The sequence below is a fragment of the Photobacterium sp. GB-56 genome, assembly GCF_003026105.1.
GTDB lineage: Bacteria > Pseudomonadota > Gammaproteobacteria > Enterobacterales > Vibrionaceae > Photobacterium.
The window spans coordinates 354,476-373,301 of the sequence record NZ_PYNW01000003.1 but is presented as its reverse complement, the minus strand read 5'-3'; the positions used below and the strand labels follow the sequence as shown (position 1 = coordinate 373,301).

Sequence of the window (18,826 nt, the reverse complement as noted above, 5' to 3'; positions counted from 1 at the left end):
AGCGAACCCACAAGGTTCGCTTTTTTTGAATGGGACAAATATACAGGGTGATCGATATTGTTCGGGTGAATATTTATTAATTTACGTCTATCAATACCGTTCTGAAATAGCAAAAGCCTTTAATATAAAGTTATAATTCGTGCCGTTCCCTCAAGCTTTATGCACTAATCCATCCAATTAAAATTAATATTAGCCCAACAATCCACTTTAAGTTTATTCCTTGTAATACAGGAATAGAGGGAATAACCGTGGTATTTTGAATAGATGACAATTTAAACTCCCAAGCTTTTTGAAATTCAGGATTGGTTACTATCTTATAAAGATCTCTTCTGCTTCTATATCTTATAATGAAAATAGCGTCCCATTCTTCTTCAGTAGTTGGTTGTGAAAAAGTAGAGAGTGGTTTTGATACGAGAACGGGGTGACAGCCATGCTTAAATAAAAGAGGGAAAACAACCTTAGCGTAATTTCTATCTATACTTTCAAGTGCTCCCATATCCTTACTTTCTAGATCTTTTTTGTCCTTAATAAGGTTGAGCATGTAAAACGCTTTTCCATTGTCAGTTCTAGCAAACAAATCAACGGCATTGGGGTTAACCGTGGTTTTAGGTTGATCTTCTACACGTTGCCCACTTACTGCTTTATATAAATCTTTTCCTTCCTTTTCGGTAAGTGGTGAAATCCACCACCCGTCATACCAGCAAGCAAAGCACAGAAATATAACTATCAGAATTATATATAGTATCATTGGAGTTTAATCATTATTTGAGAGATTTTTAAATTCTAGTACGAGACAATGAGCTATACCATCAATTCTCATCAGATTGTACTCGTTACCAGACATTATGCTCAGACAGCTCACCATGTAAGGCTATTTTAGAGTTCTAACAAATTAAGGCTTCTAGCAAACGTTGAGACAAAAACCAGTTAGGCTATCTGCTTTATTTAGACTGGTAGTATTAAGAAAAATAGGGTAACGGCTGCCATAAACAGTGCAAAATACACGGCTACACATAAGCGAAAATACCGTGTTTTGTCAGCCGATTTAATGGGCTTTGTTATGTAATTTTTATACTCTGACTTGGAAAAGATACCTCTAATACTAAACAATCCTCGTCGCAAATAAACGGGCCATGTACTTCTCCGGGTGGACGACTTGCAAAATGCCCTGCTTCCAACCACTGATCAAATGCCATATCATAAAGCCTACCGGAGATGATAAATATTTCCTCTGGATAATCATGTGATTTACCACCAAACTCTTTTGTATCTGCACCTGCCTTAAAACGAGTAAGTCGAGTGTAATCTCCTGATATTTCATCTATAGCAAGCGTTAATTGCTCAAGCATACCTGAACTATCTTCAATCGGTTCCCACTTGCTCTTATTTGATTCGGCCAATACATTCCAATATGTTGCTGTGCTTTTAGACATACTCCATTCCTTTATCTACATCAGTGTATTGATAAGTATTCTTACTTTTATACAAAAATATACTCATAAAATACCTTCATCATACTCGATATAATCTTTATATATTATGAGATTGATAGCATTTTTTTACACCTAATGATTCATGAGAGGATGAGTCTGATAAATAAGCTAGCCCAAATAGCTAACTCATGTGCCACAGAAATCATTTTCGGGAAAATTAGTACATCATGAATAACTGCAGGAATGAAAAGTCACTTAACGTTGTGGCCAGTATTTATTATGTCGGACATGAATGTTATTAGGAGTAACGAATATTATGTTCCCTGATAAAAAAGAAATGAAACTGAATTTGCAGCGGCTCATATTGAATAAAAAACAAACGCAAAAGTTTGCTTTATCGATCCAAGTTTTAAATTGTAATAACCCCTACTACCACCGCCACTAGGTAATTAATCACAGTTTGTCATTTTTTAATTTACGATACATTGTACATTGACAATGCCATTGATAGCCTTTTTTTCTCATATAATAAAGGGAAGTAACATTATGAGATATATAAGAATTATCAGTTGTGCTTTAGCAGTAATGCTTTTGTCTGGCTGTGTATCTAAAAAAGCAATGGATATTCCGTCTGACTTTTGGCAAACGGGAGGAGATAAAAATATCGCAGTTGCATTTGTCCAACCACCAGAAATGCAGGCGCATCGATCAGGTGCTGAAGGTTTACTTGATCTTGCTATCAACGAAATGGTGACTGATAGTGTTGAAACTCATATTCAATCACTAACGCATGATAAGTTTGAAGTAGGCAAGTCAAAAGTGGCGAAATTGATAGAGAACCGGGGAAGCCACAGCGTAATTATCCCAGAATATTATAAAGCGACCGAGGAACATAAACTTCCAAAAGATGAACTTAAAAAAGGTTACTTCGATTACGATGTTTCTGTCGTGAAGGATCAGTATCAAGCAACACATCTACTTGTTATCCAAATCATGGCTGCGGGCACGCTGCGTGATTACTACGGCTTTATTCCCCTTTCAAAACCTCGTGGCTATGTGAATGCGGAGGTCACGCTGGTTGATCTGGGAAACAATAAGATCGTAATGGAGCATCGAATTTTAGAAGAAGTACTGTTACCAGAAGATGTTGATTGGGATGATTCAGATAATCAATACCCGGAAATTACGAAGGTTGTCAATCTTGCGTTGGAAAGAGCGGCAAATCGACTACCGGAACTATTATAATTAAAGCCATTGAAAAAAGCCTATTGGGTAAATGCCGTTCACATAAGTGTGAACGGCATTTGTTGATTGTACCGCATTATGTTCCCTCGTAGATGTCATTACGAGGGAACATAACGAGATAAATACCAACCGATTCTGTAAGCCTGCTATCAATGCACGACCGCCTTCGAATTTTAGACACTAATCATATCGCCCCGCGGGTGATGGGAGAATACTCATCACCAAGTAAAAAACAATATTCAATAACTTATATTATTATTCAACTAAAATGTTTAGTTTTTTTGCCATACCAATATGCGTACTGTTGCTTTTATTGGTCTTATTTTATTGAAATATTTAACTAATTTAGAATCTTTTGAAGAAAATGAGAATGCTCTAGTGGTATCCAATGAAAAAAGATACTTTTTTGTACTTTTTTTAGCGCTTTTTGTTACATATCAAACATTTAGTTTTCATTCTAATTAGGTATTAATAATTCATCCTAATTCAGGATATTACAAGAGCAAACAAGAATGAAAATGAAAATGCTATCACTAGTCATTAGTGGCCTATTAAGCACAGGCGTTCTTGCTTCAGAGCATACATTAACCACCATAGCCGCAGATACGTTCGAAACCATCAATCAAATGCAGGAGATGGCATATAATCCAGAGAATGTCATAGAAAGAGGTGGTATACGGTACCTACAATTCAATGGAAAAGAGTACCAGTTAAACCATGAGAATGCACCGATATTCCCATTAAGCAACGCTAATGATGATTACAGTAGCGCGTTCCCATTCGTAGGCCCTGACTGGGAGTATATTTCATATAACGGTGGCTTTTATTTACTGCACCGCGAATGGGGGGTAATAAATCCTGATGGCAGCGGATGCTTTGCAGAATATGTACCTGCAGCGCGTGGCTCTCAAACTGATGACGGAAGTTATGAGTGGGAAACGGCAGAAGTACAACGAGTATTAACGTCTGAATGCAGTGATTCGTCAATACCTGTTATTACAGGATTTAAAGTGGCTTCAGTTTCTGATGTTGGTATGCAGCTAGCTTGGGATCAGACTGTCGAAGGCAACAGTTATAAAATCGAATTAACAGCAAATAAGCCGGGCGAGTCTTCAATAACATATCAATACAGTGCTAACAATTCAGGTTTTTATATACCAGAACTTGCACCCAATACTGAATACTCAGTAAAGTTAATTGAGTGTAATCAGCATGGGTGTGACGATAAGACGATTAGTGTCAAAACGTTACCGCTACGATTAAGTTACAATGATAGCCGTAATGGTATTAATCATTTGGCTGGCAATTTGAGTGCAAATGTTGCTATTGCACAAACACATACAAGCGTTGCTCCTTACGGGAATGATGAAATAAACCATCCTAATCTAATAATGGATCGAGAAGGCTTATTATTAGTAACACCTAAAGCGAGAAATATTCATCAATTATGGGTTGAAGTAGTTGTTGATGGAGTAACTATGGGGCGCCACCTCATGAACCCACCAAGCGCACTCCCTGATACAGATCAGCGCGATAACGGCAAAAGCAAAGTCATATTCTCACACCACGCATGGAGCCTACCATTAAGCTGGGAATGGATGAAACCTGGCTTGTCACTTAAATTTAGCGACAATCGCAACCGTGAGGGAGAAATAACGGAAAATCTTTTCGTTTTTGGTGGTGCACCTGAGCTAGTTCTTCAAAATATTGATATAGGTATGCTGGTTGAACCGCGCGACCAATATGAGATGATTGATGACATGGCACAGTTAGCTACTGATTATTTCCAAAAGATACCTGTATCTAAGATGGTTATGGCAGACTATACACCATTACATCTACGTAAAGTCACCATGCCTAACGGAAAGGTCTACACCAAAGCTAGTGAATATGAAAATGCCGGAATTTATGCTGGTGATATGCGTGAGTATATTGGCAAGAATCTGATTTCTTTAGGTATTAACAATGCAAACTTTGGCATAGTAGATACTGCTGGAGGTGATGCAAGTTGGCCTCGCCCATTTAGCCATATTACTGCCCACAACAATCGCGGACGCTACTTATCGAAAGATCCAGACACCGGAGTCATCACTTCTAATGTCGTCAACCATGGATTGAGCGGCGGTGGTGGCATAGTTACATTAAGTTCAACACGTGGCAATGAATGGTCTCATGAATTAGGCCATAACTATAATAGAGGCCACCATCCTCAAAACGCATCTATTCACGATATGGAGTCTGGTTGGGGCTGGGATGCACGATACCAACGTTTTATTGGAAATATTCATTGGTCAGATGATCCGATAACAATGACGAATGAAAATAGCGGAGAAAGTGTGCCGCCATTTGCAAATGAATTCCGCTTTATGCGTGAGGCTATGGGAGGTGGCGAGCATCCATTAACTGGCCTAATAAGCCATTATACTTTGGAGCACCCAATTGCAACTCGCATGACTCAGGATTGGTTTAATCAGTCTAACAACCTTGATCTAAATAGCTCCACAGGCTTTGTTCAATGGGATCATGAAAGTCAGCGATATACTGATTCAGAAACCAACTTTAATAAGCCAAGTCAACAAGGTGTGCCTGTAATTACTGTCTTAGGTATCTATGACCCAACAGAAAAAAATCCAAGTCAAATATACCCATTGATTTACTCAAACTACGGTAATTTATTCGAGCTACCAGAGCCCTCTACAACACCTTCTCAACTTGAAGGATGGGTTTCAACTGTCGAGTTAAATGAAGAGGATCGAAATAATACAGAGTGGCAAACAATTAAAATAGACAATAACTGGTTACCATTATGTCAGTTTAGTTATACTAACATGAACGGGCAGACTGCGAATTTTGTCGGCTTTGAAAATAGCGAAACAGGCATATGCCAAGTTTCTTCAGATATGTATTGGTCTGTAAACAATGAGCGCGAAGTACCAGTGTCGGCTTTCAATGACTACATGTTACTGGCCACGAAAGGCGAAACAGAAGGCTATGTAACCTACACTCCAACAATGGAACTGGGTGAAAAAACATTGTGTACATTAGATAAACCAGGAACATCCCACGATGGTGCTGGATTTATAGAAAACGATAAATGTATGCAAATTGATGGCGTAAAACATAATAATGGAGCTAATTGGTCATACGTAAATCACCAAGGCGGAATAAAACAATACAGCTTTACATCACAAAAGCAGTGCCAACTTATTGTTGAGACTGAAAATGGTGATGCCACTAAAATTGCATTGAACGGCCACCGCTATAACAATAATGAAAGCAACAAACTACACCTCAATTTACCAGCAGATAATCACCCAACACGTATCTCCATTGAGTGCGCATCAACTTCTGGTACAAAAACAGTGTTAGATTCACAATCGACACTTCGAAACCCTGCAGCAGATGACCTAAAAGGACCTGTAATTATAGGGCAAGAGCACGGGTACGAAGCTCTTGAATCGAATATTCCATCAAGCTGGTTTGCTCATACTAACGGCTTTGATCCTAGCACTTTGTCAGTAAGAGATCGTACCTCATTAGCGACAATGCGTGTAGGAAGTGAAAAGCCGTATCTTTGTAGATTTCCGTTAGCAATTAATGGTGTTGAACAAACAGTACATGGCTACGTTGAAGATTTTGGTAATGGAGATTATCAGTGCACAGGTGGTTCAGAAATTTCAGTGGCAAGTAATCAAGGCGAAATGCCATTGCAATCAATGCTGAACCAATTTGAGTGGATGTCTTTAAACAACCCTGCACAAGTAGGTCAATCAGTTAAAGCTGTTGAAGGAAGTCATGCAAATTTATGTAGCGTAAACACAAGTGGTTTTTATGGCGCAGGCTTCATTAATGCAGGTGGACAATGTACTCAAGTTCCAGGGATTAAGTGGTCTAACGGCAAGCATTGGACTTTTTCTAACGGCTTCGGTCAATATAGCTACCGTTAATAAATAACTAACCACATAAAGACACAATAATAGAAAACCCCTAGTCTTATTGATTAAATGACTAGGGGTTTTAATTAGTTGCAATGTGCCTGATTTTTATTCTTGGCGTCCCCTTAAAGAGCGATTCCACTGAATTTTCACTCAGAATCGATGACAGACGCTTTCTGAGCTCTGGAGTGTATTTTCTTATTGTGGCATGGAAGTATTTAACCAAGAGCTGCCAGCCTTGTGCCCTTAGAATAGAGTGAAAAAGTCACAAAAGGTTAATGGAGTAATCGCTAGAACGCCAAATCATTGTATTTCCTCATGACATAGTATTGGTCACGACACAGCCGCAGGTATACGTTCATGTTCAACGATTATTGAAGTTGTAGCCGATTTTGATGAAATTAAAGGTTTCCTTAAACACCTACAAACAGATCAAAAAAGAACTTAAACCAAACCTTTGAACTAACCACTGATGTATAACTCACGTTCAAGTTGTACATCGCGAATATATAGTTAGTTATTAATCAACACTAACGAGTCCAAAATCCCCTGCCCGCTATGTATTCCGCCCTCATTTTCACTCGCGGGCTTACTGCGTATTAAGTATCCAGCATAACCGTTATTTTCAGTAACAGGCTTGCCTTGATAATGCGCAGTAAAAAGCCCCACTTCACTAACAAGGTCGCTAACTAAGGTTTGCTTGCCATCTCGAACGGCAATGGTTGGGGTGTCGCGTTCATGTGGGTACAAGCGCTGCATTAACGTCCACGCATTGTATTCTTCTGGCTTTAGTCGTTGCAAAATAGCACTAATATCCTCTCCAAATACGCAGTGACCGCCACCTTCCCCTTGGTTCTTCAATACCCACTCTTTTTTATTCGCACTCTGATAAAACCATTCAATACTTTCTGCGGTGATCGCCTTCATCTCTGCCAAAACGCTTTTCACTAAATGGGCTTCATTAAGGGACAATCCCCATTGAATATAAGCTTCGGCTGGCATTTGCGTTAATAGCATTTGCATAGATTTGCTCGTCGCTAATTGTTGACTGATGGTGGCATTCATCGCCACGTAATGCTTTTCAATAAACAAGCGAGTTTGGCTCAATGTGTGACAACAAATGTCTTCATCCAACTCTGGCGCGCAGTAATCTGAATATTGGTAACCCGCGCGTAAATACACGGTATCAATAGCGCCAACACCATCAAGGATTAAACGCTGGTTATCACCACTTGAAAGTTGAGTGCTCAATTGTTCGAATGTACGCCTAACGGTACGAACGCCCAACTTATGTAATGCCACCTCCAATAGGTGTTGGTCATACACATTGTCTTCTCCTTTTTGGACGATCATTAAGAATGTTGGCTTTTGATCAGGATTTTTGCTTACACCATTCTTGTCAGAATCAGCAAAATGAGCTTGAACCTTTTTTGCTGCTGTTGCGATGCCTAGGGCTAATTGTTCCAATCCTTGGTTATCGGCAGGTGTTGCTGAATCATCTTCTAGCCACTCTCGGTAAACCTCGTTCCATTGGTTTTCAACAAAACGATGCAGCTCGAAAGCACGTTGACCGAAAGGGCCCATTCCCGCCGCTATGCCATTAAATTCAATAACTTTCGCCCCGTATTGTCGGTCATCCATAAAATCTGTTCTCATTAATAACAGCGGCTGACGAGCAGGTTGCTTAGGGGCGGTTTTATCGCCATGAGCTTGTTGATGGAGCTCCATTAAGCGACCAAAGAACGGGTCGGCTTTCGCCATCTCACTCAATGAGGTTTGCAGAAAACGATGATCTTCAGAAACGTTGCTCACCAATTTAGCAATCAATGGCGTGACCTTACGTAGGTGGTCATACGTTGAACGTTCCATTGTCATCGGCGCAATACTAAAGGGAACATGCCTTGCGGTATTGTCAGCCTGACGAAATGCTACGCCGTGCATGATTTCCCACTCAAGGATGTCTTCAATCACTTGCTCAGATACAAATTGTGTTTGATCAGTATCATTAGATTCGATGTGCGTTGTGTGGTTTTTCATAATGTTCTTGCTCGTCATAATTAAATATTTATGCTGCACTGGCGGCGGTTAAACCAAGCGTGCTGTTTTGAGTGTCATGTTCTTCTTGCGCTTTTTGACTTAGGTACAAATCTCGATAGTCGCCATCTTGAGCAATCAGTTCTTGATGTGTGCCTCTTTGTACGACCTTGCCGCTGTTCATCATCAAAATCTGATCAGCGTTTTGAATGGTAGATAACCGGTGTGCCACAGCAATAACCGTTCTGCCGCCCTGGATATTATCAAGCGCCTGTTTAACCGCTTCTTCCGATTCACTGTCGATATTCGCCGTGGCTTCATCGAGTAGAAATATTTTCGGATCGTGGGAAATCGCCCGAGCTAACGCCAATAACTGCCTTTCCCCAACGGAAAGCGAGGCACCGCCATTACCTGGTTTGTGTTCAAAACCATCAGGTAGACGATGAATGAATCGGTCTGCTTGCACCAATTGGGCTGCATGAATCGCTCTCTCACGGCTTTTCGCCAATGTGTTTGCACTTGTTTTATCAATGGTAAGAACATCGTGAGATAAGTTAATGTTATCTTCAATTGAACCACTAAAGATGGTTGGATCTTGCGATACCAAGCCAAACAACTTACGCAATTGTGCTTCTGGAAGAGTTCGAAGCGATTGCCCGCCAATGAAAATGTCACCCTGCTGTTGTTGATAAAAACGCATTAACAGATTGATTACGGAGCTTTTCCCGCTTCCGGTATGGCCGACAATTGCGGTGAACTCACCACTTTTTGCTGTAAAGCTAACGTCTTTAAGCACGGGGTTATCTTCTTCGTACCCCATAGTGACATTGCGAAACTCAATATCGTGACTATCATTGAACTCTACCTCTGGCATCACTTGATGATGAACCTCAGACTCATCGTCTAGTAGCTCAAAAATACGTTTTGACGATACCGTAGCAACCTGCAATTTATGCAGTTCCATCGATAACTGTCGGAACGGGTCAAAGAATCGCTCAACATAGTTTAAGAAAGCGTATAAGGTGCCCACTTCCACAACGGTCGACATTGAAGCCCCTGCAAACCAGGCAACAATACCCGCTACGGTCAGCGTCCCAATCAAACGGGTCAATGGCAACAACATCAAACTATCAATAGCTACCGATTTGGTTCTGAAGTTAAACCAGCTTTGATTTTCTTTCTCAAACTTGGTTTGAAAGCGTTTCTGCTGGCGAAACGCTTGAATCAACGCCATTCCCTGTAACGACTCATTGATTTGGCCATTGATGTTGCTGACTTGAACTCGAATGCCATCAAATACTGGCGTTGAAATCTTGCGATATAGATGCATGGTCACAAGTAATATGGGGATCAACACCAAGCTTAATAACATCAAACGCCAGTCTAAAAACGCCATAGCAATAAAAGTGGCTAAAATACGTAAGGATCCTTGAACCACGGTAGGTAGCGTCGACACGAACATATTTCGCAATGACTCAGTGTCGTTAGTAATGTAAGAGACCAGCTTCCCCGTCGGCAGCTTGTCGAATGTCGCAATGGGAAAGTTCAGCACATGGCGAAATAACTGCTCGCGCACATCTTTGACCACAAGCAATGCGCCGTGTTTAAAAGCGACCGCCTGAAAATACCCGAACACCGCAGCTAAAATGTAAAAAAACATAACCAGCCCAATCAAAAAGATAAGCTGTTGCCATTCAAATTGCTGAGGCACGATTACGTCATCAAGGACACTTTTTGCCAACCAAGGAATTGTCATTTCTGCACTGACCGCTAGCCCCAACATGACAAATGCAAAACCAAAACGAGCTTTGTGCGGCAATGCAAACGCTAACAAACGGCGATAAAGCGTATTATTTCCCATGGTAGATCTCCTTCAGAGCAGGATCGTTGTTAACGTTAAAAGTACTGCTTGAACGTGCATGCAATGCTTCTGCGCTCACCAACGGGCCTTTCTCCCCTAACTGACTTTGACGCTGATAAACCATGGAATACCAACCTTGGTTTGCCAATAATTGATGATGAGAACCGCGTTCCTCCACCTGACCATCGTTTAATACTAAGATTTGGTCAGCTTCAATAAGGTTGGTCAGGCGCTGGGTGACAAGCAGCATCGTTTTGTGAGAATAATACGATTGTAAATTTTGACGAACTTGCGCCTCTGTTTTTATATCTAATGCGCTGAAAGGATCATCTAACAACAAGATATCAGTGTCCGACAGGAGTGCTCTAGCAAGTGTTAATCGCTGCTTTTGGCCCCCCGATAGATTCGTACCGCCTTCTCTAAGTCGGGTATCAAAACCCTCGGGCATCGCTTCAATTTCTGCTCGAATAGAAGCCATGTCTGCCACATGCTTTATTTCAGCCAACGACGCATTCGGTTTTGACAGGGCAATGTTCTCTGCGATCGTGCCGGAAAATAAATACGGCTTTTGAGGAACCCAAGCCATTTTGCTGCGCAAAGCATCAAAGGTGAGGCTGTCACTTTGCATGCCTGAAACATGAATACTGGATGGCTGCTCAAGTTTAAATTGACGCAAAGCCAGATGCAGAAGCGTACTTTTGCCACTACCTGTTGGCCCAGTAATGCCCACTAATCCACCTGATGGCACTTCAAACTTTACGCTCTCCAAAACTCTTCGATTTGATTGCTCATAGCTAAATTCTCGGATATCAAATGACATACTTGAATCCGAATCTTTGGCTAATGTTAGATCCCCCTCAACCACTTCCGAGTGTTCCGCAAACAAATGCTCCAACCGACGCCAAGAGGTCTTACCCCGTTGAAAGACATTGAATTGCCAACCAAACTGCATAAATGGACCCAGCAGTTGACCAAGGTACAAAGTAAAAGTCGTAAAGAGACCGACAGTGATACTACCCTGTTCGATTAACCATGCGCCGTATCCAAGAGCGATCACAAACGACAATCCGTAAACCAATTGTATTGTTGGAGTGAACGCTGCATCGACTTTCGCTACAGTCAGATTGGCATCGACCGTTTGGTCTAAGGTTTGTCCAAAGCGTTGTTCTTGACGACCAGAAATACCGTGTGTACGAACCGCACGAATGCCCGATACCGTTTCACGCGTCTCTTCCGTTAAATCAGAAAATGCAGACTGTGCCTTTCCAAAAGCTTTATGTAGCTGCACTCCATAACGACGAGTGATCAGCACTAACAACGGAAAGGGAAGCAGCGCAATGGCGGTCAGTTCACCACTGACAACAAAAATCATCCCTAAAATGACGGTTATACCTGCGATGAAAGAGTCCGCTAACGTCATAATTCCCATGCCCATAGTCTCTTCAACAGCGTTAAGATCATTGGTTGCATGCGCCATTAAATCACCAGCACTGCGGCGAGCATAAAAAGCAGGAGGAAGTTGTGAGAACTTTTGAAACAATTCACTGCGCATTACACGAGTAATCGCAATAGACGCCCCATATAACTTGCTTTGCCACACAAAGCGCAGACCATACATTGCCGCACCCGAAACAATGATTCCACCGACGTAGATAACTAGGTTGTGTGCATCTAATGTTCCTTGATTAATGCCGTCGACTACTCGACCGATCAGCCATGAAGGCACCAAATTGATCAAAGCAACCAACTGCAAAGCGATAAGGGCAATGAGATAGTGCCGGCCATACATTTTGATGTAGCCTTTTAATTTCCAAAGCATATTCATAATTGATTAGCTGGCTCTTTATTGTCTTGAAATTGCATCGAATATCTTTGCATTGATAACGCGGCATCAGCCCGAGAAGGCATTTCACAATTGATATGACGTTTTTGGGCTAAATACTCATCAAAGTTTTCTTCATTTCCTGCCTCTAGCTGTTTTTGCTCAAGTAAAGAGTTGTATGCCAGCATTTGTAATTGTGTCATTTCATCGTCAGAGAGCGTATCGCTCAAATATCCTTGTTGGTGCTCGTCTGAATAGCTTTTCATTAACGTTGTGAAGTTTAGGTTTTCTTGCTCCATAACCGCTAAAATCTGTGCTGAAGGCGTTAACTGGCTGGCATCAAACTTGGCTTGTTCACGCATCACGGCTTTCTCATAGCCATTAGTATTCTGCCCGCCATCCATGATGGTCGCCATTTTGGCTAACAGGTTCATTAGTGGTTTCGCCAAATCCGTCAGTAGCACCTCACCATTCAAGGTAGGCAACATCAAATTCGGCTTTCTGCCCTGTGTCGCGACCAACTCTTGCCTTTGCATAATCAAGGTTCTTTCCTGCTTACTTATTTCAGGGCTAGGCGATAATGCGCTGTAAAGTAGAAATAGATCGATGAATTGACTTTGAAGTTCATCAATACCAAGCGGTAACAAAGGATTATTGTCCAAACTGCGTAATTCTATGTATTCCACCCCGTAATGACACATGGCCACCAATGGGCGCATTTGTGCATTGACAATTTTAGGACGTATGGAACCGTATAATTCATTTTCGAGTTGAAGAACCGAACCATTCAACTGTTGATGCTCTGCTAAGTATGAATATTGCACACTGGGTTGAGTTAATGCTTTGCATAGTCCGATCAGATAATCCTGTTTGCTATTAAAGCTGATCGGGAATCGAGATTGCTCACTACTTCCGTACCCTAAGTTACTTAAGCGCAACGATGTCGCCCAAGGTAAGTAATCTGTCGTGCTATCTAACTGCAGTAACTGATAAGGCTTATCTCGCAGATAGCTCTTGTCGGCTGCGGGTGAAGCACCAAACAAATATGGAATGATCCAACCATTGCGTAGAACATTGCGGATCAGATGAAAATATCGCTCAGAAATAAAATCTTCTAGCGGCAATTGACTTTCTGTATTTGCATGAAGCATCTGCCAGAAAGGTTTTGGTAACGAAAAATTGTAATGAATGCCTGAAATAAGCTGCATTCTTTTTCCATAACGGTTTGCTAAGCCTTCTCGATAACGCATCTTCGCCATACCCACATTGGATGTGCCATAATTTGCTATCGCAATATCACTATCTAAAGGTAGAGACGGAGGCATACTTGCCGCCCACATTGATTCACCTTCCGGCAAATGTGTAGCTACAAAGTGGTGTAACGAAGCCAATTTTTTAAATGTTTCCTTTCTACCGGTCACCGCAGGCGTCACTAGTTCCAACTGTGCTTCTGAAAAATCGGTCGTGATGTATGGGTGAGTCAGTGCGGAACCTAGCGATTTCGGATGGGGCCGGTGCGAAAGCTGAGCACTTGGTGTCACTCGAAGCATTTCACGCTCTATACCACGACGAACACCTTGCAGTGTATCTTGCACATCATCACTTGCTATAAATACCAACAGCGACTCATCAACCAGAGTCTCTATATCAATTGGGGTGGCTTTATTTTTCATTTGTCTTATTCAATAAAAGTGTTATTCACTCTGTGAAGACGCAATAAAACCAAAAAAGACGCAAAAATATTCGCTATTTTTATAATTAATTTTTGACGAAAATGTGGATGGGAAAGGCAAGGAAAAAACGCTGTTGTTAGGCAAGGTAATGAGGCAGTCACAAGTGCATCATAGTAAAAATCATGCAGTTGTACGCCCCAGTATTCAAGAAATCATCTAGAGTGTGGTCACCTGGGCTGATTGATGAACACCGTCATTCATCGCGCTTGTTTTGCAGAACTCTACGCACTTTGGATCAGGGTCAAAATCGACAATTCCCTCACCTCCTGCTTCGATGTTGCAGCAATCCATTAAGATCTCTTTTAGCTTTACGCGACCTCGTTGAATGCGACTCTTCGTTGCTGAAAGTGATAGCCCTAATTGTTCAGCAACAGCCTGCTGCGACAATCCATCAAGCTCTGCAAGAATCATCACTTGCCGGTATTTCTCGGGCAAGCAATCAAACATTGGACGTAAACACTGCGCCACCGCTTGCAGGTTAATTAGCTCTGCCGACATTTCTTCTGCCACTTGATTGTCAAGCAGCTCTTCGTGAATTTGTTGAGTCCGATAAAAATCCATAATCGTATTATGCGTAATGCGATACAACCAATTGTGGAGCTTATCTCTCGATTCTAGTTGTTCAATCTTTTGACTGGCCTTGATGTAAACGTCCTGCAAAATGTCATCAGCTAAATCAAGATCTCCCGTCTTTTTCACTATGTAACTTCTTAGTTGATCTTTGTGTATGAGCCACTCTGCTAACATAGCGTTTCCTCTATTATCGATACCTACTCACTATATTTCGATAATAATCGAAATATAGTGAGTAGGTAAAGCGCAAAGATCTAACAATTCAAGCAACCATTCCCTGTCACATTTAAGGCATCCCATGTCCGCGCAAATGAAAGCAACAAAATGAGCTACTTTTTCAGGCTTACGTTTCTTGTCGCCACGGTCACTCTCAATACCTCGCTAGTTTTAGGCGCAATATCTACTCCACTCAGCCCTGATAGTGATAGAATCTGCATATCAGAATTACCGAGAAACTCTATGTTTATCCATCACGTTAACGACATTGACTGGCTGGTGATCACAGCTTTTGAAGAATTCAAAACTATGTTTATCGAAGAAGCCGGTAAAATACCTTATTGCTTCTCTACCACCAGCGAATTAAGCCTGATTGATCAAGCCAAGCGGACTTATGGGTATTTGCCTGTACTCCGCGGTGTTATCACCGATACAGGTACATTTCAAAGCAAAGATAACGAAGAAGGTTTGAACCCACAACTTGCTTGCCTCGTTGAAGGACGCGGTCGAGTGTTCATCTATCACGGTGGCTTTGTCGCTTTTGTGGATGACGAGCAAACCTTTATAACCCGAATAGACTGAAAATTGATCAGTAATTACTCATCGAAAAATTGGCATCCCTCCCCGCTCATCCGTCAGCATTTCATTTATTAACAGCAGCCTATAAATATTGCCCGATTAAATACAGCAAAAAGGCTAAGTGTATTGCACTTAGCCTTTTTCATACGCTGAATAAGCGCTTTATTCTTCGAAACTAAAACCTACTTTCGAATTAACTACTTTGCCCATTCAATGCCAGTGCCATACGTTGATGAGTGCGGTAATTGGGAATCGAAATAAATTGATTCTGAATCGGTTTAGCGCGAGGGCTATCGTAACCGTAAATATCAGGACGTATCGCTAACTGACCATTCGGTGTTACCCATGCCGTTAAGTAAGCCACATCAAGATTCACATGTGTATCCAAGCCAATCTCACGGTGGTTGTTGGTATTAATCATATCGTCAACAGAAGGCAAGTTAGGCATATTTTGGTAAGACAAAATAAGTGTCGCCATTTTACGTGGTTGTTGTACACGCATACAGCCAGAGCTTAAATCGCGATGACGACGATTAAACAATGGATACTCTGATTGCGCTTCATCATGCATATACACAGAGAATGAATCAGGCATCAAAAATGCAACTCGTCCAAGCGCATTTTCAGGGCCAGGATCTTGACGAAACTCATGAGTAAATGTTTTTGGATTTACCGTTGCCCAGTCAATAGAACTCGGTGGCACAACAGAGCGATCACTCCAGCTATTAATCACATCCATACGACTATTCGTTAAGAAATTAGGATTTGCTTTAGCCGATGGAATCGTATTCTGCACTTTAATGGTTTCAGGTACATACCAGTATGGGTTTATCACAACCGTATTAATGTATGACTGAAACAAATTGGTTGGACGTTTTGGCATCCCATCAATAATTTTCGACTCAAAAACTGGCTTTTGATTATCGTATAGCGTCATTTTGTAATCAGGAATATTCACAATAATTTGTGGACCATCCCCTTCTAATTGGGCAAAACGCTCACGTTGTAAGTTTAATGCAGCAAGACGTACCAAACTTGAATAAGGGCGTGTTAATTGACTCATAACGTCAGGCCCGATAATGCCGTCCATCTTCAAGCCATAGTTTCCTTCAAAAGCTTTGATCGCTTGGTTAATCACACCAGTATTGGTAATTGTTGCTTGAGCCACAACTTGTTGATACTCAGGCTGAGTTAAATAACCCAGATTCCAAAGCACCGTTGCAACTTTGTCGCCATAAGGGATCGGCTCACCAATGCTAATAACCTTATCGAAGTGAACAACACTTGAATCCAGTGGGTTAGCTGGCAAACTTAATAAATGGTTAATCACCCCCATTGTTGGAACAAACTGCGAAGAAGGAATAAGAGAATTGATTTTTTGAACCGTTAATGGGAAATATTTCTGCGCCATTGTTAACGACAAAGGCGTTAATTTTACTGGCTGTGAATTGTATAACGGTCGAGGATCTTGCATTAACTGGTGCACATAATCCACGTACACCAAATAGGTATCCGTTAATAGTAAATCAAAGCCACGCTCATCTTGCCTTGTCTCTAATTTCTTCAACTCTTGTAGGCGCTGCTTCATACCAGGTAGTGTATCTGAATCTGCCAACGCTTGTAATTGCGGCATGATCGCACTGACAAGCGCAGGGTTTAACCAAAATGGCATGAAGTTATTATCAGCATATAGTGCATCTAAGATGTTATCGTTACACACTTTTACGGTTGATTGCGGACATAAAGACGCAGTGCTATTTATCTTAACACCATCTAACACATGCCAATCTAAATCTGGTTGCGCCACATTATTAGCAGCGAAAGCCGAGCCACAAGTCAATAAAGCCGAAACCGCCATTACCGAACCAATGAATGTATTTATTTTTTTTCGACTAAACTTCATCCAACATTCCTTAACTAAAACTAAGGAAGTAAAATTTTACCTCCTTAGCATTTAAATCATTCTCATTAAAAAGTGACAAAGATTTCAAAGTAACTAATAGTGAGTAATTTATGCTAAAAAACGATAAGTGGAAATAACACTTTCGGAATATTAAATTTTAACCTGAACTTTGTTCGATTGCGGTTGATAAAAAATGATGCAATAAAGATCATTAATTGTTTGTTTTGTTAAAATAAATTTCTCAAAAGTGCCAGTGAATCATTATTTACAAATAGTAAATAAAAGCGAAATAAATTGAACGATATTCGGTAATTTAAAACTAAATGCAAACCAATAATAGAAATGAACTGATTCTTTTTTTGTGCTCATGAATGCCGCTAGTTATTCTAGCTCATTTTTGCCCCATTATCATTCAGAGCAAATACTCATTAATATCGCATTAACGTGATTTTGGATTAGTTTTATTTACTGTATATATCAACAGTTATAATGAACGTGTTGATTTTATCACTTAATTTCCGTATTTAATAAGAAATATTTCTTATTCAAAACAGAGGTGTAGCTATACTAATTGATAATTAAAAAATTTAATATTTCACTTTATATTTAATAAGATTGATTAAATACATTTCTTACTTTTTACACCCTCTTTTAAATCCGTAAATGTAAAAAATTGCTACCAAGTTCATAATATGTAACGATTATATCGAGTATGGTAAAGGTATTTTATGAGTATATTTTTGCGCGAAAGTAAGAATGCTTATTAATATACTGTTAAGGCCACACAGGAAGATTATGCTAAATCGAATTATCGCAATTTTTGTAAGTGCTATTTTTATCTCTACAGTTGCACAGGGGAAAGAAGTGACTGATAAAACCGAAATAGGAAGCTCTGCGACAGAGTGGCGCCACATGTATTTCATTGGAATATCTAAAGGAAGCCCAAATGAAATAGATTTATCGGAGGGGCAAGTGCAAGGCTTGCTGTCTATGGTAAATGTTGGCCCTGCAATTTCTAATGGAGCAGCCATTAAGCCGGAATACCTTATCAATTCAAAAGGCACGACACCCTGGCTTGCTATGTTCGCATTAGTGCACGCCAAGCAGCCTTCTGCGCTTCCAATAATTGCAGAAGGGAAATCACGGATTCATATACCCACACAATTTATTAGTGGTACTTTTAATAGCCATAACAATTGGCCTCCCGAGATGCTTGCTAAATATGATATGAAATTAGAGGGGTATAATACGTTTGTAATACCTTTTCTAATCCACTCTAGCGCAAATCCAGTCAGTAATTTATCTCAATCAATGAAGGCGCCAGATGGCAGTCTAGAAATATTTAATGTTAATGAGTTTTCGGAGAAATCACCTGAGGAGCTTCTAGTTAAAATATCAGACATAGTGAAATTCATTAAAGAAAGTAGGCCTGATATTGCGCAAGCGGTGCAGCCTTAACAAGTCAAAGCACGCAGATAAGGATCGTATTTCA

Annotated in this window: 12 protein-coding genes; 4 read left to right on the top strand and 8 right to left on the bottom strand. The window is 40.7% G+C overall.

Annotated elements, in window-relative coordinates; all coding sequences use genetic code 11:
* Nucleotides 1-157: 157 nt before the first annotated feature.
* Entirely contained in the window at nt 158-748 is a 591-nt protein-coding gene (locus C9J42_RS06180; protein WP_107301788.1) for a hypothetical protein, read from the bottom strand.
* A gap of 310 nt (nt 749-1,058) precedes the next feature.
* Nucleotides 1,059-1,433 carry a cupin domain-containing protein gene (locus tag C9J42_RS06175; protein ID WP_107301787.1) on the bottom strand — a complete coding sequence of 125 codons (375 nt, stop codon included), beginning with the start codon at nt 1,431-1,433 and terminating at the stop codon, nt 1,059-1,061.
* A 546-nt stretch (nt 1,434-1,979) separates the two neighbouring features.
* Here C9J42_RS06175 and C9J42_RS06170 point away from each other — a divergent pair.
* Together C9J42_RS06170 and C9J42_RS06165 are read left to right on the top strand one after the other, a co-directional pair.
* Nucleotides 1,980-2,678 carry a cytidine deaminase gene (locus tag C9J42_RS06170; RefSeq protein WP_107301786.1) on the top strand — a complete coding sequence of 233 codons (699 nt, stop codon included), beginning with the start codon at nt 1,980-1,982 and terminating at the stop codon, nt 2,676-2,678.
* 512 nt (nt 2,679-3,190) lie between these two features.
* The gene (locus C9J42_RS06165; protein ID WP_107301785.1) at nt 3,191-6,625 is read left to right on the top strand and encodes a M66 family metalloprotease; all 3,435 of its coding nucleotides are present in this window, start codon (nt 3,191-3,193) and stop codon (nt 6,623-6,625) included.
* A gap of 501 nt (nt 6,626-7,126) precedes the next feature.
* On the opposite strand, the gene C9J42_RS06160 is transcribed toward C9J42_RS06165, so the two are convergent.
* The 5 genes from C9J42_RS06160 to sigZ all read right to left on the bottom strand — a co-directional run bounded on the left by C9J42_RS06160 (nt 7,127) and on the right by sigZ (nt 14,810).
* A complete protein-coding gene (locus C9J42_RS06160) occupies nt 7,127-8,650 on the bottom strand; it encodes a glutathione synthase (protein ID WP_107292799.1) in 1,524 nt (507 codons plus the stop codon).
* Between the two features lie 28 nt (nt 8,651-8,678).
* The gene (locus tag C9J42_RS06155; RefSeq protein WP_107301784.1) at nt 8,679-10,508 is read right to left on the bottom strand and encodes an ABC transporter ATP-binding protein; all 1,830 of its coding nucleotides are present in this window, start codon (nt 10,506-10,508) and stop codon (nt 8,679-8,681) included.
* Entirely contained in the window at nt 10,498-12,333 is a 1,836-nt protein-coding gene (locus C9J42_RS06150) for an ABC transporter ATP-binding protein (RefSeq protein WP_107301783.1), read from the bottom strand. Before C9J42_RS06150 ends, C9J42_RS06155 begins: the two co-directional genes overlap by 11 nt.
* Nucleotides 12,330-14,003, bottom strand: coding sequence for a glutamate--cysteine ligase (gene gshA / locus C9J42_RS06145; RefSeq protein WP_107208402.1), 1,674 nt, complete (start codon nt 14,001-14,003; stop codon nt 12,330-12,332). The genes C9J42_RS06150 and gshA overlap by 4 nt, the downstream gene beginning before the upstream one ends.
* 216 nt (nt 14,004-14,219) lie before the next feature.
* Nucleotides 14,220-14,810: an RNA polymerase sigma factor SigZ gene (gene sigZ, locus C9J42_RS06140; protein ID WP_107208401.1), complete on the bottom strand. Its 591-nt coding sequence runs from the start codon at nt 14,808-14,810 to the stop codon at nt 14,220-14,222.
* A 285-nt stretch (nt 14,811-15,095) separates the two neighbouring features.
* Between sigZ and C9J42_RS06135 the strand changes: the two genes are divergently transcribed.
* On the top strand, nt 15,096-15,434 hold the full coding sequence (locus tag C9J42_RS06135; RefSeq protein WP_107208400.1) for a cytosolic protein: 339 nt from the start codon (nt 15,096-15,098) through the stop codon (nt 15,432-15,434).
* Nucleotides 15,435-15,624: 190 nt separating this feature from the next.
* Here the strand turns inward: C9J42_RS06135 and C9J42_RS06130 are convergent, their stop codons facing one another.
* Nucleotides 15,625-17,334: a L,D-transpeptidase family protein gene (locus tag C9J42_RS06130; protein WP_107208399.1), complete on the bottom strand. Its 1,710-nt coding sequence runs from the start codon at nt 17,332-17,334 to the stop codon at nt 15,625-15,627.
* A gap of 795 nt (nt 17,335-18,129) precedes the next feature.
* On the opposite strand from C9J42_RS06130, the gene C9J42_RS06125 reads away from it, so the two are divergent.
* A complete protein-coding gene (locus tag C9J42_RS06125) occupies nt 18,130-18,792 on the top strand; it encodes a hypothetical protein (protein WP_107246082.1) in 663 nt (220 codons plus the stop codon).
* Nucleotides 18,793-18,826: the final 34 nt, after the last annotated feature.

Bases quoted from the DNA above. Each gene is read 5' to 3' on its own strand.
- C9J42_RS06180 (WP_107301788.1), bottom strand. From the start codon at position 748: ATGATACTATATATAATTCTGATAGTTATATTTCTGTGCTTTGCTTGC.
- C9J42_RS06175 (WP_107301787.1), bottom strand. From the start codon at position 1,433: ATGTCTAAAAGCACAGCAACATATTGGAATGTATTGGCCGAATCAAAT.
- C9J42_RS06170 (WP_107301786.1), top strand. From the start codon at position 1,980: ATGAGATATATAAGAATTATCAGTTGTGCTTTAGCAGTAATGCTTTTG.
- C9J42_RS06165 (WP_107301785.1), top strand. From the start codon at position 3,191: ATGAAAATGAAAATGCTATCACTAGTCATTAGTGGCCTATTAAGCACA.
- C9J42_RS06160 (WP_107292799.1), bottom strand. From the start codon at position 8,650: ATGAAAAACCACACAACGCACATCGAATCTAATGATACTGATCAAACA.
- C9J42_RS06155 (WP_107301784.1), bottom strand. From the start codon at position 10,508: ATGGGAAATAATACGCTTTATCGCCGTTTGTTAGCGTTTGCATTGCCG.
- C9J42_RS06150 (WP_107301783.1), bottom strand. From the start codon at position 12,333: ATGAATATGCTTTGGAAATTAAAAGGCTACATCAAAATGTATGGCCGG.
- gshA (WP_107208402.1), bottom strand. From the start codon at position 14,003: ATGAAAAATAAAGCCACCCCAATTGATATAGAGACTCTGGTTGATGAG.
- sigZ (WP_107208401.1), bottom strand. From the start codon at position 14,810: ATGTTAGCAGAGTGGCTCATACACAAAGATCAACTAAGAAGTTACATA.
- C9J42_RS06135 (WP_107208400.1), top strand. From the start codon at position 15,096: ATGTTTATCCATCACGTTAACGACATTGACTGGCTGGTGATCACAGCT.
- C9J42_RS06130 (WP_107208399.1), bottom strand. From the start codon at position 17,334: ATGAAGTTTAGTCGAAAAAAAATAAATACATTCATTGGTTCGGTAATG.
- C9J42_RS06125 (WP_107246082.1), top strand. From the start codon at position 18,130: ATGCTAAATCGAATTATCGCAATTTTTGTAAGTGCTATTTTTATCTCT.